The sequence below is a fragment of the Burkholderia sp. Ac-20349 genome (assembly GCF_017104865.1).
In the GTDB taxonomy this organism is placed as follows: domain Bacteria; phylum Pseudomonadota; class Gammaproteobacteria; order Burkholderiales; family Burkholderiaceae; genus Burkholderia; species Burkholderia aenigmatica.
The window spans coordinates 1-18,526 of the sequence record NZ_JAAGPM010000148.1; the positions used below are offsets into that span (position 1 = coordinate 1).

The window sequence follows — 18,526 nt, forward strand, 5'->3', positions numbered from 1 at the left end:
CGATCTGCATCGTTTGCCGTGTGCAACCTGGGGGCGCGGGGCGTACGCGCCGCCTGTCTGGCATCTCGGCGACACGAAATTCCATCCGCGCCCGGTGCTGTCGACGAACGATTACTCGCATCTGCGCGAGCGCGCTGCGTTTGTCGATCTCGACGAGCCGCGCGCGGTACTGGCCGCCGGTGCCGTCGAACAGCGCGAGCACGTCGCCGGGCTGCAGGCGCAGCACCTGCGCGTGGCGCGCGACATCGGCCGGCAATGCGAGCGTGGCGTCGGCGCGCAGTGCCGCGTCGACGAAAAAGCGCGGCACGGCCGCGGTGGTGGTGGCTTCGTTCATGCGTGTAGCGGTGTGGGTCATGCGTCGAGACGGCGCCCGAGCGCCCATCGGTAGCCGTCGAGATCCTCGATCTGCGCGAACCGGTCGCCCCAGAACTGATCCTGCGGCGCACTCAGCGATTTCGCGCCCGCGTCGAGCGCGCGCTGCCAGGTGGCGTCGACGTCGTCGACATACAGATAGAACGATTGCGGCGCGATGGCGTTTGCGCTCTTCGGCGTGAGCGCGGTCGAGCCGAACGCGCCCTCGGGCGCGAACATCACGATCAGCTGGCCGCGGTAGGCCATCTCGACGTGCATGATCGCGCCGTCCTCGTCGTGCACGTCGCGCAGCTCGAAGCCGAATGCGGCCTGGAAGAAATCGATGGCCGCGCGCGCGTTGCGTACGGCCAGGTAGGGCGTCAACCAAGGCACGTTGGCCGGACGTGGATCGGTCATGAAAATCTCCTGTGGGGGCGCTTCGGCACGTGCTCTGATTCCATGCGTCGGCGTTCGTTCAGGGGGCGGCGCGGCGTCCTGGGCGTTCCGCCCCGGTGCGATGCATCACGAATCCTGCGAAGACGCGATGGAAAACGGAAGCGAGGCGGCCGCCCGGACGTTCAGCGGCGAACGCCCAGTGTATCGCGCAGCGCGCACGGCAGGGCAAACAGGGACGCATGCAGCCGCGCGTCGTAGTAGCGCAAGCCCTGGACGCGGCGGGCGGCGAGCCGTTCGTCGATGTCGTGGGCGAACAGCGCGGCCGCGTCGAGCGTGTCGCTCGCGATCGCCATCAGCCACTGCGAGCCGTACAGCGGCACGTGCGCGGACAACGGATCGACGACCGCGAAGCACGCACGCAGGTCGTCGAGCAGCGCGGCGATGCGCGCCGCGTGGAACACCGGCGAGCCGAGGTGCATCGAGATCGCGCCGCACGGCGTCAGGATCCGCTTCAGCCGTGCGTAGAACGCGCGCGTATAGAGGCCGGCCGCCGGCGAATCGGGCGGCGTGAGGTCGAACACGACGAGATCGAAATGCTCGACGGTCGACTCGACGAAATGCGCGGCGTCGCCGATCACGACCTCGACGCGCGGATCGTCGAGCGCACCCTGGTGCACGTCGTCGAGATAGCGGCGCGCCATCCCGACCACCTCGTCGTCGAGTTCCGCGATCACGATCCGCTCGATGCACGCATGCTTGAGCAACTGGCGCGCCGCGCCGCCGTCGCCGCCGCCGAGCACGAGCGCCCGGCGCGGCGACGGGTGCGCGAGCGCGGCCGGGTGCGTCATGCACTCGTGATAGACGTACTCGTCGCCGACCGACGTCATCGGCCGGCCGTCCAGCGTAAACAGGCGGCCGAGCTGCGGGGTTTCCCAGACTTCGATCTGCTGGTGCGGGGACGCGACGCGCGCGAGCCGCCGGGCGTTCGGGAAGCCGTAGGCGGCGTCGGGCGTAGGGTGGAAGAGAAGTGTCGTGCTCACGGGCGGGCGGCTCAGGGCTGGCAGTTCCGACGTCTGAATTATAGGAGGCGGGCAGTTTGACGGAAAACCGTGCCGGAACACTGTGCATAGACAAGGGAAATGTCAGCCCATCTGTTAAAATGACGAGCTTTGCAGCCCCGTCCGTAGGCTCCGTCCGCTTCGCGTCCGTCAGGCGCCGCACCGCGCGCCGGGAACGATTGACGCTCGAGCTTCCGGATGCCGCCGTGCCCCCGTTTCCTCGACTCGTTCTCCGGACTCGACATGACGACTTCGTCTCCCGCCTCCACCACCCTGATGGCCAACGCGATCCGTGCGCTCGCGATGGACGCCGTCCAGCAAGCGAACTCCGGCCACCCCGGCATGCCGATGGGCATGGCCGAAATCGGCGTCGCGCTCTGGTCGCGCCATCTGAAGCACAACCCGACGAACCCGCACTGGGCGGACCGCGACCGCTTCGTGCTGTCGAACGGCCATGGCTCGATGCTGCTGTACTCGCTGCTGCACCTGACCGGCTACGACCTGCCGATGGAAGAGCTGAAGAACTTCCGCCAGCTGCACTCGAAGACGCCGGGCCACCCGGAATACGGCATCACGCCGGGCGTCGAGACGACCACCGGCCCGCTCGGCCAGGGTCTCGCGAACGCGGTCGGCATGGCGCTCGGCGAAGCGCTGATGGCCGACGAGTTCAACCGTGACGGCGCGAAGATCGTCGATCACCACACGTACGTGTTCCTCGGCGACGGCTGCCTGATGGAAGGCATCTCGCACGAAGCCTGCTCGCTCGCCGGCACGCTGAAGCTGAACAAGCTGATCGCGCTGTACGACGACAACGGCATCTCGATCGACGGCGACGTCGTGAACTGGTTCCACGACGATACCCCGAAGCGTTTCGAAGCCTACGGCTGGAACGTGATCCCGAACGTGAACGGCCACGACGTCGACGCGGTCGACGCGGCCATCGCGAAGGCGAAGCTGTCGGACAAGCCGACGCTGATCTGCTGCAAGACGGTGATCGGCCAGGGCGCGGCAACCAAGGCCGGCGGCCACGACGTGCACGGCGCGGCGCTCGGCGCGGAAGAAATCGCGAAGACGCGCGAAGCGCTCGGCTGGACCTGGGCGCCGTTCGAGATTCCGCAGGAAGTCTATGCGGCGTGGGATGCGAAGGAAGCCGGCAAGCGCGCCGAAACCGAATGGGATGCGACGTTCGCTGCCTATCGCGCCAAGTTCCCGGCAGAAGCCGCTGAATTCGAGCGCCGGATGGCCAACCAGCTGCCGGCAGACTGGGCGCAGAAGGCTGCCGCGATCATCGCCGGCGCGAACGAGCGCGCCGAGACGGTAGCGACCCGCAAGGCGTCGCAGCAGGCGATCGAAGGCCTGGCTGCCGCGCTGCCCGAGCTGCTCGGCGGCTCGGCCGACCTGACCGGCTCGAACCTGACCAACTGGAAGGCGTCGAAGGCCGTCCGTGCGAATCCGGAAGGCCCGGGCGTCCAGCTGGGCAACCACATCAACTACGGCGTGCGCGAATTCGGCATGAGCGCCGCGATCAACGGCCTCGCGCTGCATGGCGGCCACAAGCCGTTCGGCGGCACGTTCCTGACGTTCTCCGACTACAGCCGCAACGCGCTGCGCGTGGCCGCGCTGATGAAGGTGCCGTCGATCTTCGTGTTCACGCACGATTCGATCGGCCTCGGCGAAGACGGCCCGACGCACCAGTCGATCGAGCACGTGTCGAGCCTGCGCCTGATCCCGAACCACGACGTGTGGCGTCCGGCCGACACGGTCGAGACGGCCGTCGCGTGGACCCACGCGATCGCAGCCGACCGTCCGTCGAGCCTGATCTTCAGCCGCCAGAACCTCGCCTTCAACCCGCGTACCGATGCGCAGATCGCGAACATCGAGAAGGGCGGCTACGTGCTGAAGGACTGGGACGAAGAGATCGTCGCGCGCAAGATCATCCTGATCGCGACGGGCTCGGAAGTCGAACTCGCGATGAAGGCCGTCGCACCGCTCGCGCAGCAGGGCATCGCGGCCCGCGTCGTGTCGATTCCGTCGACCAACGTGTTCGACCGCCAGGACGCCGAATACCGCGAACGCGTGCTGCCGCACGGCGTGCGCCGCGTCGCGATCGAAGCCGGCGTGACCGCCTTCTGGCACAAGTACGTCGGCCTGGAAGGCGGCGTCGTCGGGATCGACACGTTCGGTGAATCGGCGCCGGCCGGCGTGCTGTTCAAGCACTTCGGCTTCACCGTCGAGCACGTCGTCGAGACGGCCAAGGCTGTGCTGGCCTAAAGACATACGCGACGCGCGCCACCCCTCGCGCGCGTCGCACCGTGAAGCTGCACGAAACGAATTTTTTCAGCCATCAGGAGATAGACCATGACGATTCGCGTCGCAATCAACGGCTACGGCCGTATCGGCCGCAACACGCTGCGCGCGTTCTACGAGAACGGCAAGAAGCACGACATCGAGATCGTCGCGATCAACGATCTGGGCGATGCGAAGACCAACGCGCACCTGACCCAGTACGACACCGCGCACGGCAAGTTCCCGGGCGAAGTGTCGGTCGACGGCGATTACCTCATCGTCAACGGCGACCGGATTCGCGTGCTGGCCAACCGCAACCCGGCCGAACTGCCGTGGGGTGAGCTCGGTGTCGACATCGTGATGGAGTGCACGGGCTTCTTCACGACCAAGGAAAAGGCGAGTGCGCACCTGAAGGGCGGCGCCAAGAAGGTGATCATCTCGGCGCCGGGCGGCAAGGACGTCGACGCCACGATCGTCTACGGCGTGAACCACGACGTGCTGAAGGCCGAGCACACCGTGATCTCGAACGCATCGTGCACGACGAACTGCCTCGCGCCGCTCGTCAAGCCGCTGCACGACAAGATCGGCCTCGAAACCGGCCTGATGACGACGATCCACGCTTACACCAACGACCAGGTGCTGACGGACGTCTATCACGAAGACCTGCGTCGCGCGCGTTCGGCCACGCACAGCCAGATTCCGGCCAAGACGGGTGCTGCTTCGGCGGTCGGCCTGGTGCTGCCGGAACTGAACGGCAAGCTCGACGGCTACGCGATTCGCGTCCCGACGATCAACGTGTCGATCGTCGACCTGTCGTTCATCGCGAAGCGCGACACGACGGTCGAGGAAGTCAACGCGATCATGAAGGAAGCATCGGAAGGCGCGCTGAAGGGCATCCTCGGCTACAACACCGCACCGCTGGTGTCGATCGACTTCAACCACAACCCGGCTTCGTCGACGTTCGACTCGACGCTGACCAAGGTGTCGGGCCGCCTCGTCAAGGTGTCGAGCTGGTACGACAACGAGTGGGGTTTCTCGAACCGCATGCTGGATACGGCTGTCGCATTCGCGAACGCGAAGTAATCCCGCACGTTGCGCGGCCGCCGCAAGGCGGCCTGCGTAGCGAACGAGCCCGGCCCGGTTTTCCGGCCGGGCTTTTTTATTGCCTGTCGTTATTGCCCGCCGTTATTGCTTGAAGCGGCCGTCACCTGCTCGAGCGCGGCGACGAACGCGCGCTTCAGCGGGCTGTCGAGATCGGTCCATGCGAGGCCGATGCCGGTGCGGTGCCCGGCCAGGTCGAGCGGCCGCGAGAGCACGTTCGGCGGCAGCGCGCTGGCGGCTTCCGCCGGAATCAGCCCGATTCCCATCCCCGCGGCGACGAGCGCGAGCATCGTCGTGAATTCCCCGAACTCCTGCGCGATCTCGAGCGTCGTGCCCGCGCGGCTCAGCGCGAGCAGCATGTCGTCGTGAAAGCCCGGCGCGTAGCGGCGCGCGAGCACGAACGCGGGCTGGCCGCGCAGCGCGGCCGGCGAGATCGCATCGTGCGCGGCGAGCGGATGGTCGAGCGGCAGCGCGACGACGAAGCCTTCCTCGAGCACCACACGCGTGTCGATGCCCGCATACGCGGCCGGCAGCCGGATCATCCCGAAATCGATCCGCCGGTCGCGCAGCGCGGCGATCTGGTCGGGCGTCGGCAGGTCCTTCAGTTCGAGCGCGATCAGCGGATAGCGCTCGCGCATCGTGCGCAGCACGGCCGGCAGCAGTACGGGCAGCACCGACGACACGAACGCGATCCGCAGCGTGCCGATCTCGCCGCGGCTCGACAGCCGCGCCATCTGTTCCGCACGCGCGGCCTGCTGCAGCGTGGCGCGCGCCTCGGGCAGGAACACGCGCCCCGTATCGCTCAGTTCGACCTTGTGCCGGTCGCGCTCGAACAGGCGCGCGCCGAGCTCTTCCTCGAGCGCCTTGATCTGCATGCTCAGCGCGGGCTGCACGATGAACAGGCGCTGCGCGGCGCGCCCGAAATGCAGCTCTTCCGCGAGCGTGACGAAGGCGCGCAATTGCTTGAGTTCCATGGGCGGCGGGCAGGCGAGAGTGGTAATCAGATTTCATGATAACCGGATCAAAAAAGACCATTGGCGCGGCGCCCGGCCGGCGGCCGAAGATACCGTCAACGCGAGACCGGCCGCGATGGGCCGCCGGCTCGACTGGCACGAGGAGACACACATGACCAACGCGCTTGACCGGTTCCGCCTCGACGGCCGCCGCGCACTGATCACGGGTTCCGGACGCGGGATCGGGCTGACGCTCGCCCGTGGGCTGGCCGAAGCAGGGGCGGCGATCGTCATCAACGATCGCAATGAGGACAAGGCCGCGACGCTCGTGCGGCACCTGCGCGAGGAAGGCTTCGCGGCTGACTACGCGGTGTTCGACGTCGCCGAGCACGCGCAGGTACGCGCGGCGATCGACGATTTCGAGGCGCGCATCGGCGCGATCGACATCCTCGTGAACAACGCGGGCATCCAGCGCCGCGCGCCGCTCGACGCATTCGAACCCGACGACTGGCATGCGCTGATGCGCGTGAATCTCGACGGCGTGTTCAACGTCGCGCAGGCCGTCGCGCGGCACATGATCGCGCGCGGCCGCGGGAAGATCATCAACATCTGCTCGGTGCAGAGCGAGCTCGCGCGGCCGACGATCGCGCCGTATGCGGCGACCAAGGGCGCGGTGCGGATGCTGACGAAAGGGATGTGCGCCGACTGGGCGCGCCACGGCATCCAGGCGAACGGCCTTGCACCCGGCTATTTCGAAACCGAACTGAATCGCGCGCTGGTCGACGACGCGGCGTTCTCGGACTGGCTGTGCAAGCGCACGCCGGCCGGCCGCTGGGGGCGCGTCGACGAGCTGTGCGGCGCGGCGATCTTCCTCGCGTCGGCCGCCTCCGATTTCGTAAACGGCCAGACGCTGTTCGTCGACGGCGGGCTGACCAGCGCCGTTTGAGCGACGGTGCTTGCGCCGTGAGCGCAGCACCGTTGCGCCGGCTCGCGCCGGCATCCGAATTCCCAGAAGAGCCCGCCCTACGAGCGGGCCGATGTCCCGGCGCGATGGCGCCGGGTTCCGGAACGGAAGGCAGGAGACAGGAGACAACGATGGATCGCATTTCCCCGCCGCCCGCGCGGCACGATGCAGGGTCCGGCACGCCGGGCGACACCGTCGAGCGCCGCGGCGTCGACACGAAGCAGCTCAACCGCGCGGCATGGACCTGCTCGCTCGGCAGCGCGCTCGAATACTACGATTTCGCGTTGTACACGCTCGCGTCGGCACTGGTGTTCGGGCCGCTGTTCTTTCCCGCGCAGACCGCCGAGATGCGGCTGATCGCGAGCTTCGGCACCTACTTCGTCGGCTTCGCGGTGCGCCCGCTCGGCGGCGTCGTGTTCGGCGTGCTCGGCGACCGGATCGGCCGCAAGTTCGTACTGACCGCGACGGTGCTGCTGATGGGCATCGCGAGCACGCTGATCGGCGTGCTGCCGACCTTCGCGACGGCCGGCTACTGGGCGCCCGCGCTGCTGATCCTGCTGCGCATCCTGCAGGGCCTCGGTGCCGGTGCGGAACAGGCCGGCGCTGCCGTCCTGATGACCGAATATGCGCCGCCGGGCAAGCGCGGCTTCTATGCGTCGCTGCCGTTCCTCGGCATCCAGCTCGGCACGGTGCTCGCGGCGGCCGTCTATTTCCTGCTGCTCGCGAACATCGATCGCGTCACCGACGGCTGGGGCTGGCGCGTGCCGTTCCTGTTCAGCGCGGTGATCGTCGCGGTCGGGATCTACATGCGTGTGCGGCTGCACGAGTCGCCGACCTTCGTGCGGCTCGAGAAGCGTGCGCAGGTCGTGGCGAATCCGCTGAAGAGCGCCGTGCAGCATTCGAAGCGCTCGCTGCTGATCGGCATCGGCCTGCGGATGGCCGAGAACGGCGGCTCGTCGATTTACCAGGCACTCGCCGTCAGCTATCTCGCCGGCGTGATCGGGATGAAGGGGCCGATCGGCGCGCTGGCGCTGGTGTGCGCGGCGACCGTCGGCGCGTGCACGGTGCCGCTGGCGGGGCGCCTGAGCGACCGCTTCGGCCGCGTGCGCGTGTATCGCACGTTCGCGTGGCTGCAACTCGCGCTCGCGTTCCCGGTGTGGTGGATCTTCAGCCAGGGGAACGTGGTCGCGAGCGTGATCGCGATCTCGGTCGCGCAGGGCTTCGCGAACTGGGGGATGCTCGGCGCGCAGGCCGCGCTGCTGCCCGAACTGTTCGGCTCGCGCCATCGCTACATGGGCGTGTCGTTCTCGCGCGAAGTGTCGGCCGTGCTCGCGGGCGGGATCGCACCGCTGGTCGGCGCGACGATCATCGCGACCGTGATCGCGCTGCACGGCGGCGACCACACGGCCGGCGTGCGCGCCTGGGTGCCGATCGCCGCCTATCTGGTGCTGCTGACGCTGATCACGCTGTTCACGACATCGCGGATGCCGGAAACGCTGAACCGCGATCTCGACGATCCGCTCGATGCGGCGCAGACGGCGCCGGCACCGGACGCCGATGCGCTCGCGCGGCACGCATGAACGCGCCGGGCGGCTGACGCGGCCCGGCGCGCTTTCGCATTCAACTTACCTCGACAGGAGCAAGCGCAGATGGCGCACGAATCGACCCAGCGGCCCGAACTGCTGATGACGGGCCCTTACCAGCCGTGGGACGACGCATGGCTGGCCGGCTATAACGTTCACCGGCTGTGGGAAGCCACCGACCGCGCGGCGTTCCTCGCCGAACACGGCGCCGGCGTGCGCGCGATCGCGACGCGCGGCGATCTCGGCGCGAATGCCGAGCTGATCGCCGCGCTGCCGAAGCTCGAGATCATCTCCTGCTATGGCGTCGGCACCGATGCGATCGATCTCGCCGCCGCGCGCGCACGTGGCATCCGCGTGACGAACACGCCCGACGTGCTGACCGGCGACGTGGCCGACCTCGGCGTCGGGCTCGCGCTCGCGATGATGCGCCGCATCGGCGCCGGCGACGCGTACGTGCGTTCCGGCGCATGGCGCGACGGCGACATGCCGCTCGTCACGCGGCTTTACGGCAAGCGCGTCGGCGTGGTCGGCTTCGGCCGGATCGGCTCGACGCTCGCGCGCCGGCTGTCGGGCTTCGACGTCGAGCTCGGCTACTTCGACGTCGCGCCGCGCGAGGACAGCCCGCACCGCTTCTTCGGCGACCTTGCGGAGCTGGCCGGCTGGTGCGACCTGCTGATCGTCACGCTCGCGGGCGGGCCGACGACGCGCCACCTCGTCGATGCCGCCGTGCTCGACGCGCTCGGGCCGCAAGGCTATCTGGTGAACGTGTCGCGCGGCACGACCGTCGACGAACCGGCGCTGCTCGACGCGCTCGAGCGCGGCGCGATCGCCGGTGCCGCGCTCGACGTGTTCTGGAACGAGCCGCACATCGACCCGCGTTTCCTCGCGTTGCCGAACGTGCTGCTGCAGCCGCACCATGCGAGCGGTACGATCGAGACGCGCCAGTCGATGGGCTGGCTCGTGCGCGACAACCTCGCCGCGCACTTCGCCGGCGCGCCGCTGGTCACGCCGGTCGCCTGAGGAGGCTGTCATGCGTATGCGTTGCATGTGCGTCGTGATCCACGGGCCGAACGACCTGCGGGTGGAAGAGCAGGATCCGGGCGAGATCGGCCCGGGCCAGGTGCGCGTCGATGTCGCGATGGGCGGCATCTGCGGCTCCGATCTCCATTACTTCCGGCACGGCGGTTTCGGTGCGATCCGGCTGCAGCAGCCGATGGTGCTCGGCCACGAGGTGGCCGGCACGGTCGCGGAAGTCGCGCCGGACGTCACGTCGGTGAAGGTCGGCGATCGCGTCGCGGTCAATCCGAGCCGGCCGTGCGGCGCGTGCCGCTACTGCCTCGAGGGGCTGCCGAACCAGTGTCTCGACATGCGCTTCTACGGCAGCGCGATGCGGATGCCGCACGTGCAGGGCGCGTTCCGCAACGCGCTCGTGTGCGATGCCGTGCAGTGCGTGAAGGTCGCCGATCACGTGCCGCTGTCGCTCGCGGCGCTTGCCGAACCGTTCGCGGTCGGGCTGCATGCGGTGTCGCGCGCGGGCCCGCTGATCGGCAAGCGCGTGCTCGTGTCGGGCTGCGGGCCGATCGGCGTGCTGGCGGTCGCAGCGGCGCGCGTGCATGGCGCGGCGGAGATCGTCGCGACCGACGTCGTCGAGGCGCCGCTCGAAGTGGCGAGCGCGCTCGGCGCCGACCGCACGATCAATGCGGCGGTCGATACCGGATGGGTCGAGCGTTACGGCGCCGACAAGGGCACGTTCGACGTGATGATCGAGTGTTCGGGCAATGCGCGCGCGCTGCGCGACGGGCTGGACGTGATGCGTCCGCGCGGGGTCGTCGTGCAGCTCGGGCTCGGCGGCGACGTTAGCCTGCCGCAGAACGTCGTGGTCGCGAAGGAGCTGTCGATCTGCGGATCGTTCCGCTTCCACGCGGAATTCGCGCTCGCGGTGCAGTTGATCAACGCGGGGCGCGTCGACTTGCGGCCGGCCGTCACGCGCGTGTTCCCGATGCGCGACGCGAACCTCGCATTCGAACTGGCCGGCGACCGGCAGCGCGCGATGAAGGTGCTGATCGATTTCGCGGACGAGGCCGCTTAGCGGTCACGGTCACGCGCTGGCGCGCGACGGATGGTATCGGTCACCCTCGTAAAAAAGGCACGTCCGCGCTTCGCGGGGCGTGCCTTTTTTCGTCGTGCTGCGCAAACGCGCTATCGCATCACTGCGTGACCTGCCGCACGCCGACGCGCTGCGACGCGAGCCACAACGCGATCAGCACGCCCGCGAGCGCCGCGCCCGCGACGCACACGCCGCGCCAGCCGTCGATGCCGTACGCGACGCTCGCCGCGAACGACCCGAACGCACCGCCGATGAAGTAGCTCGTCAGGTAGATCGTCGTCACGCGGCTGCGCGCGTTGCCGGCCAGCGCATAGATCACGCTCTGGTTCGAGATGTGCATGCCTTGCACGCCGACGTCGAGCAGCAGGATGCCCGCGATCAGCGCCGCGAGCGAGTGCGCGCCGGTGGCGATCAGCGCGAACGACGCGAGCACGGCCGCCGCGAACAGCCCCGTCGCCGCATTGCCGTGGCCGCGATCGACCAGCCGGCCGGCCGACGTCGCCGCGAGCGCGCCCACCGCGCCGACGATCCCGAACAGGCCGATCTGCCCTTCGGAATAGCTGTACGGCGGCTGGCTCAGCAGGAACGTGAGGCCCGTCCACAGCAGGCTGAAGCACGCGAACACGAGCGCGCCGTAGGTGGAGCGCAGCGCGATCAGCGGTTGCGCGCGCACCAGTGCGACGAGTGACTTCATCAGCGCCGCATAGTCGAGGCGCGCGTCGCGGCGATCCTTCGGCAGCTTCACGGCGAGCACGACGGTCAGCGCCGCCACCATCACCGCGGCGATGCCGTACACCGCGCGCCAGCCGAACCCGTCGGCGATCGCGCCGGCCGCGACGCGCGCGAGCAGGATGCCGAGCAGCAGCCCGCTCATCACGGTGCCGACCGCGCGGCCGCGCGAGCGTGCGTCGGCGAGCGATGCGGCGAACGGCACGAGCAGCTGTGTCGAGCAGGTGACGAAGCCGACTGCGATGTTCGCGACGACGAACATCGTGAAGTTCGTGCTGAACGTGACCGCGACCAGCGCGACGACGTTGAGCATCAGTAGCCGCACGATCAGCGTATGACGGTTGACCGCGTCGCCGAGCGGGACGATCAGCAGCAGGCTCGCCGCATAGCCGAGCTGCGTCAGCGTGACGAGATAGCCGAGCTCGGTCGGCGCTCGCCCGAAGCTGCGTGCGATCGCGGCGAGCAGCGGCTGCGCGTAATAGATGTTGCCGATGACGATGCCGCACGCGCAGGCGAACAGCAGCGTCATGCCGCGGGTGAGGGGAGGATGGGTGTCGTGATGCGGTTCCATGGTCGCGAAAAACAGCGGCGCCGTCCGGCGGCACGGGGCCGTCGGCTGCGCGGGGTGACGGAAATCGGAGCCGGCGTCAACGGATCGGCGGTGAACCGATGCGCGCCGGGCGGATCGCGGCCGGGCCCGGATCGGGTGGGCGGCGGATCGTCGTGCGGCGGGCGGAGGCAGGGCGGGCCCGGGCGGGCCGTTCCGGTGCGTCGCCAGGCGCGATGCACGGGAACGGATGTGCGTATGATGCGGGAATCGAACCATAGCGTCCAAGACTGGATCGTTATGCGCTTCATTGGTAAAACCAATACGTTGGCCGCCATGCTCCTCCGCCACATCCGCTATTTCCTGGCCGTCGCCGAGCAGCGCAGTTTCACGCGCGCGGCCGACGCGCTGCACGTCTCGCAGCCGACGCTGTCGCAGCAGATCCGCCAGCTCGAGGAAACGCTCGGCGTGCAGTTGTTCGACCGTTCGGGCCGCACGGTGCAGCTCACCGAGTTCGGCGAGGTCTATGCGCGCCACTCGCGCGCCGCGCTGCACGAGCTCGAGACGGGGCAGCGCGCGCTGCACGACGTCGCCGATCTCGGCAGCGGGTCGTTGCGGCTCGCGATGATGCCGACCTTCGCGGCCTACCTGAGCGGCTCGCTGATCGACGCGTTCCATGCCGACTATCCGAACGTCGCGCTGACGATCGATGCGATGCCGCAGGAGCGCATCGAGGCGCTGCTCGCCGACGACCGGCTCGACGCGGGCTTCGCGTTCATGCCGCCACGTGCGCCGGACATCGACGCGCTGCCGTTGTGGGACGAGCCGCTCGCGCTCGTGACGGGCCGCACGCATCGTCTCGCGCGGCGCCGTCGCCCATTGACGCCGGCCGAGCTCGGCGGCGAGCCGCTGGTGCTGCTGAGCCGCGCGTTCGCGACGCGCGAGAGCATCGACCGCTATTTCATCGAGCATGGTGCGCAGCCGAAGATCGCGATCGAGACGAATACGGTCAGCGCGGTGCTGGAGCTCGTGCGGTGCGGCCGGCTCGCGACGGTGCTGCCCGACGCGGTCGCGCGCGAGAGCACCGACCTGTGCGCGCTCGAGATCGATCCGCCGCTGCCCGCGCGCACGGCTGCGCTGCTCACGCGCAAGGGCGCATACCGCAGCGTCGCGGCGCGCGCGTTCATCGAGCGTGCGCTCGCGTATCGCGATCCGTCGGGAGGGTGACCGGTACGGCCGGGCGGCGCGCGCGACGGGCGCCCGCCCGGGCCGTCATGTGCGCGGTGTCGGGAAGAAGATGCCCGCGCGCTGCGCGGCGTTCGCGATGTGCGTTTCGATCGCGGTGCCGGCGGCAGCCGCGTCGCGCGCGATCAGCGCGTCGACGATCGCACGGTGCTCGTGCCACGTCGACAGCAGCAGTTCGCGCCGGTAGAACGGCATGCGCTGGCTTTCCTTCATGATGTCCGCGCTGCTGCGCAGCACCGATTCGATCGCCGCGTTGCCGGCCAGATGGATGATCCGCATGTGGAACTCGAAGTCGAGCTGCGACGCTTCGTCGAGCGCGTTTTCGGTGAGCGCGACGTGCAGGTCGGCGAGGTTGTCCTCGAACCACGCGATGTCGCCATCGCTGACGACGTGCGCGGCCATCCGCGCGGCGAACCCTTCGAGCGCATAGCGCATCTGGTACGTGTCGGGCGGCGACGACTGCTCCGCGAACCGCCATGCGTGCGCGGCCGTGGCCTGCGCACTTTCGACGTACACGCCCTTGCCGGCGCGGATGCGCAGCATCCCGAGCGCCTCGAGCGTCGACAGCGCCTCGCGCAGCGACGCGCGGCTGATCTCCAGCTCTTCGGAGAGCTGGCGCTGGGCCGGCAGCAGGCTGCCGACCGGATACACGCCTGCCTCGATCCGGTCGCGGATCGTCGCGATGGCGGCGTCGGTCACGGTGTGCGGAACGTTTTTCATGATGTGAACTTTGGCCGGTCTGACCGGCATTGTAATCCGCACGCAGGCGGTGCACGGCCGGCCTACGGGAAAGCCACGATCTGCCCCTGTCAGGTGCATCGAAACGGGGCGGGCAGGGGGCGGGAAATCCCTATTTTGTCCGTCCTTGACTCGACTATATCGGCTTCCTACTATCCACCATAACATCACTGGTCTTACCAGTATGAACAGACGAAACTGCAACCGTTGGATCGGGAGAGCGCCGTGTCGAAATTCCTCAATTCGCTGTTTGGCCGAGTAGTCGTCGCATTGATTCTAGGGATCGCGCTGGGTGCGTTCTTCCCGCATTTCGCCGAGTCGTTGCGACCGCTCGGCGACGGCTTCCTGAAGCTCATCAAGATGGTGATCGGGCCGATCGTGTTCTGCGTCGTGGTCAGCGGGATGGCCAACGCGGGCGACCTGAAGAAGGTCGGCCGGGTCGGCCTGAAGGCCGTCATCTACTTCGAGATCATGACGACGCTCGCGCTCGGCATCGGCCTCATCCTCGCGTGGCTCACGCGTCCGGGCGTCGGGATGAACATCGACCTGCGCTCGCTCGACGCGTCGTCGCTCGCGTCGTACGCGAAGAACGCCGAAAGCCTGAAGGACACGGCCGGCTACCTGATGAAGATCATCCCCGAGACCGCGATCGACGCGTTCGCGAAGGGCGACATCCTGCAGATCCTGGTGTTCGCGGTGCTGTTCGGCTCCGCGCTGTCGCTGCTCGGCGACAAGGCGCAGCGCGTCAACTCGCTGATCGAGGAACTGTCGCACGTGTTCTTCCGCATCATCGGCTTCATCATCAAGCTCGCGCCGCTCGGCGTGCTCGGCGCGATCGCGTTCACGACCGGCAAGTACGGCGTCGCGTCGCTCAAGCAGCTCGGCTATCTCGTCGCGGTGTTCTACCTGAGCTGCTTCGTGTTCGTCACGGTCGTGCTCGGCACGGTGATGCGGCTCGCGGGCTTCTCGGTGTTCAAGCTGATCCGCTACCTGCGCGAGGAACTGTCGATCGTGCTCGGCACGGCGTCGTCGGACGCGGTGCTGCCGCAGGTGATGCGCAAGCTCGAATACATGGGCGTGAAGGATTCGACGGTCGGCCTGGTGATTCCCACCGGCTACTCGTTCAACCTCGACGGCTTCTCGATCTACCTGACGCTCGCCGTGCTGTTCATCGCGCAGGCCACCAACACGCCGCTGTCGACGCATGACCTGATCGTCGTGCTGCTCGTGTCGCTCGTCACGTCGAAGGGTGCGCACGGGATCCCGGGCTCGGCGATCGTGATCCTCGCGGCAACGCTGTCGGCGATCCCCGCGATTCCGGTGCTCGGCCTCGTGCTGATCCTGCCGGTCGACTGGTTCGTCGGCATCGCCCGCGCGGTGACCAACCTGATCGGCAACTGCGTCGCGACGGTGGTCGTCGCGGTGTGGGAGAACGACATCGACCGGGCCCGCGCGAAGCGCGTGCTGAACCGCGAGCTGCGCTACGTGCCGGCCGAAGAGGAAGATCGCGCGGCGCCGGTCGCCGGCGACCAGGCTCACGCGCTCTGAGCGCAACCCCGCGCGGGGCGGCTTCCCCTGGTCGTCCCGCGCAACCGGAATTCAGGTGGCCGGCGCCTCGATGCGCCGGCACTTCATCGCACCCCAGGAGACGACATGGCAGCCCCCATCCTCGATCCGAACGCGCCGGCCTTTACGCGGCGTTACATGAACCTCGCCGACCCGCGCCTCGGGGCGCAGGCGCTCTTTGCCAGCGACGAATTCTTCGCGCCGAAGGAGCGCATGCTGAATCCCGAGCCGGCCGTGTTCATTCCCGGCAAGTACGACGACCACGGCAAGTGGATGGACGGCTGGGAGACGCGCCGCAAGCGCACGACCGGCCACGACTTCTGCGTGGTGCGGCTCGCGCGGCCGGGCGTGATCCACGGCGTCGACCTCGATACGAGCCACTTCACCGGCAACTTCCCGCCGGCCGCGTCGATCGACGCGTGCGTGGCGGAAGGCGACACGCCGCCCGACGACGCCGAATGGCGCCCGATCGTCCCGGCGACGACGCTGCAGGGCAATTCGCATCACTACGTGAGCGTCGACGATGCGCGGCCCTATACGCACCTGCGCGTGAACCTGTACCCGGACGGCGGCCTTGCGCGGCTGCGCGTGTACGGCCAGCCGCAGCGCGACTGGCGCCAGGTGCCGGCCGGCGAACTTGTCGATCTCGCGGCGATCGAGAACGGCGGCTACCTGGTGGCCGCGAACAACCAGCACTTCGGCCCGGCGTCGCAGATGCTGATGCCGGGGCGCGGCGTGAACATGGGCGACGGCTGGGAAACGCGGCGCCGCCGCGAGCCGGGCAACGACTGGGCGATCGTCGCGCTCGCGCGGCCGGGCATCATCCGGCGCGTCGAGGTCGATACCGCGTTCTTCAAGGGCAACTTCCCCGACCGCTGCTCGCTGCAGGCCGCGCATGTCACGGGCGGCACCGACGACTCGCTCGTCACGCAGGCGATGTTCTGGGCCGAACTGCTCGGCGAGCAGAAGCTGCAGATGGATCACGTCCACACGTTTGACGCGCTTGCGGCGCTCGGCCCCGTCACGCATGTGCGTTTCAACATCTTCCCGGACGGCGGCGTGTCGCGCCTGCGTCTGTGGGGCGAGCCGGTTTGAAGGAGGGCAACGGCATGAGCGGATCCCACCTGCTGCGCGTCGAGCGCCTGACCCGCGAAGCGTTCGCGCCGTTCGGCGACGTGATCGCGCTCGAAGGCGCACGGCATTTCCCGATCAACGGCGGCACGACCGAGCGCTTCCACGATCTCGCGACGATCGACGTGTGCGCGGACGGCGGCCGCCCGCTCGTCAGCGTGTTCCGCGCGCAGCCGCGGACGCTGCCGGTCGCCATCACGCTGATGGAGCGCCATCCGCACGGCAGCCAGGCATTCATCCCGCTTGCCGCCGTGTCGCGCTACGCGATCGTCGTCGCGCCGGCCGGCGAGTTCCGGCCCGACGCGATGCGCGCGTTCCTCGCGGAAGGCTGGCAGGGCGTGAACTATGCGAAGGGCGTCTGGCACCATCCGCTGCTCGCGCTCGACGCGGTCAGCGATTTCGTGATCGTCGATCGCGGCGGCCCGCAGCCGAATTGCGACGAGATCCCGCTCGAGCGCGCGTGGGCGCTCGAGTTCGAGCCGGCCTGCGCGGCCTGACGCAAGCGCAACGCCTGGCGCGGGCTGCTTGACGGCAGCTCGCGCGGGCACGTCGAAGGGATTTCGAAAGCCTGGGCTGCCCGGCTCGAGCGGCGGTGCGCCCATGCAATTCCGATCCGGGTGCTATCCCGAAAAGAACACGGCCCGGGCGGCGAGATGCCGGCCGGGCCGTGCTGCGTGCGCGGGGTGCGCGACTCAGTGCTTGCGGTGCGGGCAGTTTTCCGTGGTGCAGGAACCGTACATCGCGAGCGAGTGCTCCTGGAGCTTGAAGCCGCGCTCCTTGGCGATCGCCTGCTGGCGGCCTTCGATCTCGGCGTCGAAGAATTCCTCGACACGGCCGCAATCGAGGCACACGAGGTGATCGTGGTGCGAGCCTTCGTTCAGTTCGAACACGGCCTTGCCGGATTCGAAGTTGCTGCGCGTCAGCAGGCCGGCCTGCTCGAACTGCGTCAGCACGCGGTAGACGGTGGCGAGCCCGATGTCGAGCTGCTCGTTGAGCAGGTTCCGGTAGACGTCTTCTGCCGTCAGGTGGCGCACGGGGCTCTGCTGGAAGATCTCGAGAATCTTGAGGCGCGGTAGGGTGGCCTTTAGCCCGATATTCTTGAGATCCGTCGGATTGGTCATGGCTAGGCATCCCTAGAGTACAATGCAGGGCTTCAATGTTACCGGCTTTTCGCCGTTCCAGAAACACGCGCGGCCTGCGACGCGGGCCTGCACGGTGAGGGAAATGATTCCAGAATCTCTTTCGCACTTTCAGAGGAGCCGCATGCGGAGTGTCATCATCGCTGCCGCCGCCGTTGCCGCGCTGGCTGGTTGTTCGTCGTACGACAGCGTGACGCAGCGCATCGCGCAGAGCATCACCCCCTACCGGATCACCGTCGTGCAAGGCAACTTCGTGTCGCAGGAGAAGGCCGCGCAGCTGCAGGTCGGCATGTCGCGCGAGCAGGTGCGCGCGCTGCTCGGCACCCCGCTGCTGGCCGACATGTTCCACGCCGACCGCTGGGATTACCTCTTCTACTTCAAGCGCGGCTCGACGGCGGTCGTCCAGCAGCGCGATCTCGTCGTGACGTTCTCGGGCGATCGCCTGGCGGGCTGGACGGGGGCGGACAACCTGCCTTCGGAACTCGACCTGCTGGCCGATATCGACGGCGACCGTGGCGGCAAGAAGGCGAAAGCGGCCGCAGCGGCGAAGAAGGCCGCCGAGGCTGCCGCCGCCGCGAGCGCCGCGCAAGCGGCGAGCGCGTCGGCGCCGGAGGCTGTCGCCAGCCCGGCCG

At 68.5% G+C, this 18,526-nt stretch carries 18 protein-coding genes; 11 read left to right on the forward strand and 7 right to left on the reverse strand.

Annotation, left to right across the window (positions count from 1 at the left end; translation table 11 throughout):
* From G3N61_RS39790 to speE, 3 genes are all read right to left on the reverse strand, one after another.
* Positions 1–334 (reverse strand): RNA methyltransferase PUA domain-containing protein (locus G3N61_RS39790; RefSeq protein ID WP_346778599.1); only part of this gene is annotated, 334 nt, incomplete at its 3' end.
* A 17-nt stretch (positions 335–351) separates the two neighbouring features.
* Complete coding sequence (locus G3N61_RS32255; RefSeq protein WP_043191303.1) at positions 352–768, reverse strand: VOC family protein; 417 nt, start codon at positions 766–768, stop codon at positions 352–354.
* A 161-nt stretch (positions 769–929) separates the two neighbouring features.
* Positions 930–1,787 carry a polyamine aminopropyltransferase gene (gene speE / locus G3N61_RS32260; RefSeq protein ID WP_043191302.1) on the reverse strand — a complete coding sequence of 286 codons (858 nt, stop codon included), beginning with the start codon at positions 1,785–1,787 and terminating at the stop codon, positions 930–932.
* Positions 1,788–2,003: 216 nt separating this feature from the next.
* Here speE and tkt point away from each other — a divergent pair, with 216 nt between their 5' ends.
* A complete protein-coding gene (tkt, locus tag G3N61_RS32265; protein WP_043191300.1) occupies positions 2,004–4,076 on the forward strand; it encodes a transketolase in 2,073 nt (690 codons plus the stop codon).
* A gap of 87 nt (positions 4,077–4,163) precedes the next feature.
* Positions 4,164–5,174 carry a type I glyceraldehyde-3-phosphate dehydrogenase gene (gene gap, locus G3N61_RS32270; protein ID WP_011350914.1) on the forward strand — a complete coding sequence of 337 codons (1,011 nt, stop codon included), beginning with the start codon at positions 4,164–4,166 and terminating at the stop codon, positions 5,172–5,174.
* Positions 5,175–5,263: 89 nt separating this feature from the next.
* Here gap and G3N61_RS32275 read toward each other — a convergent pair whose 3' ends face one another.
* A complete protein-coding gene (locus G3N61_RS32275; RefSeq protein WP_175021575.1) occupies positions 5,264–6,166 on the reverse strand; it encodes a LysR substrate-binding domain-containing protein in 903 nt (300 codons plus the stop codon).
* Positions 6,167–6,317: 151 nt separating this feature from the next.
* On the opposite strand from G3N61_RS32275, the gene G3N61_RS32280 reads away from it, so the two are divergent.
* From G3N61_RS32280 to G3N61_RS32295, 4 genes are all read left to right on the forward strand, one after another.
* Positions 6,318–7,091 (forward strand): SDR family NAD(P)-dependent oxidoreductase, encoded by a 774-nt coding sequence (locus G3N61_RS32280; RefSeq protein ID WP_205824436.1) that lies wholly within the window; start codon positions 6,318–6,320, stop codon positions 7,089–7,091.
* A gap of 149 nt (positions 7,092–7,240) precedes the next feature.
* Positions 7,241–8,689: an MFS transporter gene (locus G3N61_RS32285; RefSeq protein WP_089449888.1), complete on the forward strand. Its 1,449-nt coding sequence runs from the start codon at positions 7,241–7,243 to the stop codon at positions 8,687–8,689.
* A 69-nt stretch (positions 8,690–8,758) separates the two neighbouring features.
* The gene (locus G3N61_RS32290) at positions 8,759–9,712 is read left to right on the forward strand and encodes a 2-hydroxyacid dehydrogenase (RefSeq protein WP_043191286.1); all 954 of its coding nucleotides are present in this window, start codon (positions 8,759–8,761) and stop codon (positions 9,710–9,712) included.
* A 10-nt stretch (positions 9,713–9,722) separates the two neighbouring features.
* The gene (locus tag G3N61_RS32295) at positions 9,723–10,781 is read left to right on the forward strand and encodes an L-idonate 5-dehydrogenase (protein WP_175021577.1); all 1,059 of its coding nucleotides are present in this window, start codon (positions 9,723–9,725) and stop codon (positions 10,779–10,781) included.
* Between the two features lie 118 nt (positions 10,782–10,899).
* Here G3N61_RS32295 and G3N61_RS32300 read toward each other — a convergent pair whose 3' ends face one another.
* Positions 10,900–12,099 carry an MFS transporter gene (locus G3N61_RS32300; protein ID WP_043191283.1) on the reverse strand — a complete coding sequence of 400 codons (1,200 nt, stop codon included), beginning with the start codon at positions 12,097–12,099 and terminating at the stop codon, positions 10,900–10,902.
* A 312-nt stretch (positions 12,100–12,411) separates the two neighbouring features.
* Here G3N61_RS32300 and cynR point away from each other — a divergent pair, with 312 nt between their 5' ends.
* A complete protein-coding gene (gene cynR / locus G3N61_RS32305; RefSeq protein WP_205824437.1) occupies positions 12,412–13,302 on the forward strand; it encodes a transcriptional regulator CynR in 891 nt (296 codons plus the stop codon).
* A gap of 45 nt (positions 13,303–13,347) precedes the next feature.
* On the opposite strand, the gene G3N61_RS32310 is transcribed toward cynR, so the two are convergent.
* Positions 13,348–14,070 carry an FCD domain-containing protein gene (locus tag G3N61_RS32310; RefSeq protein WP_205824438.1) on the reverse strand — a complete coding sequence of 241 codons (723 nt, stop codon included), beginning with the start codon at positions 14,068–14,070 and terminating at the stop codon, positions 13,348–13,350.
* A 213-nt stretch (positions 14,071–14,283) separates the two neighbouring features.
* On the opposite strand from G3N61_RS32310, the gene G3N61_RS32315 reads away from it, so the two are divergent.
* From G3N61_RS32315 to G3N61_RS32325, 3 genes are all read left to right on the forward strand, one after another.
* Complete coding sequence (locus tag G3N61_RS32315) at positions 14,284–15,606, forward strand: C4-dicarboxylate transporter DctA (RefSeq protein WP_011350923.1); 1,323 nt, start codon at positions 14,284–14,286, stop codon at positions 15,604–15,606.
* A 105-nt stretch (positions 15,607–15,711) separates the two neighbouring features.
* The gene (gene alc, locus G3N61_RS32320; protein ID WP_043191279.1) at positions 15,712–16,719 is read left to right on the forward strand and encodes an allantoicase; all 1,008 of its coding nucleotides are present in this window, start codon (positions 15,712–15,714) and stop codon (positions 16,717–16,719) included.
* A 14-nt stretch (positions 16,720–16,733) separates the two neighbouring features.
* A complete protein-coding gene (locus G3N61_RS32325) occupies positions 16,734–17,252 on the forward strand; it encodes an ureidoglycolate lyase (RefSeq protein ID WP_043191278.1) in 519 nt (172 codons plus the stop codon).
* Between the two features lie 195 nt (positions 17,253–17,447).
* Here G3N61_RS32325 and fur read toward each other — a convergent pair whose 3' ends face one another.
* The gene (gene fur / locus G3N61_RS32330) at positions 17,448–17,876 is read right to left on the reverse strand and encodes a ferric iron uptake transcriptional regulator (RefSeq protein WP_043191276.1); all 429 of its coding nucleotides are present in this window, start codon (positions 17,874–17,876) and stop codon (positions 17,448–17,450) included.
* Positions 17,877–18,018: 142 nt separating this feature from the next.
* Here fur and G3N61_RS32335 point away from each other — a divergent pair.
* The coding region (locus G3N61_RS32335) for an outer membrane protein assembly factor BamE (RefSeq protein WP_205824439.1) at positions 18,019–18,526 on the forward strand (508 nt) is incomplete at its 3' end.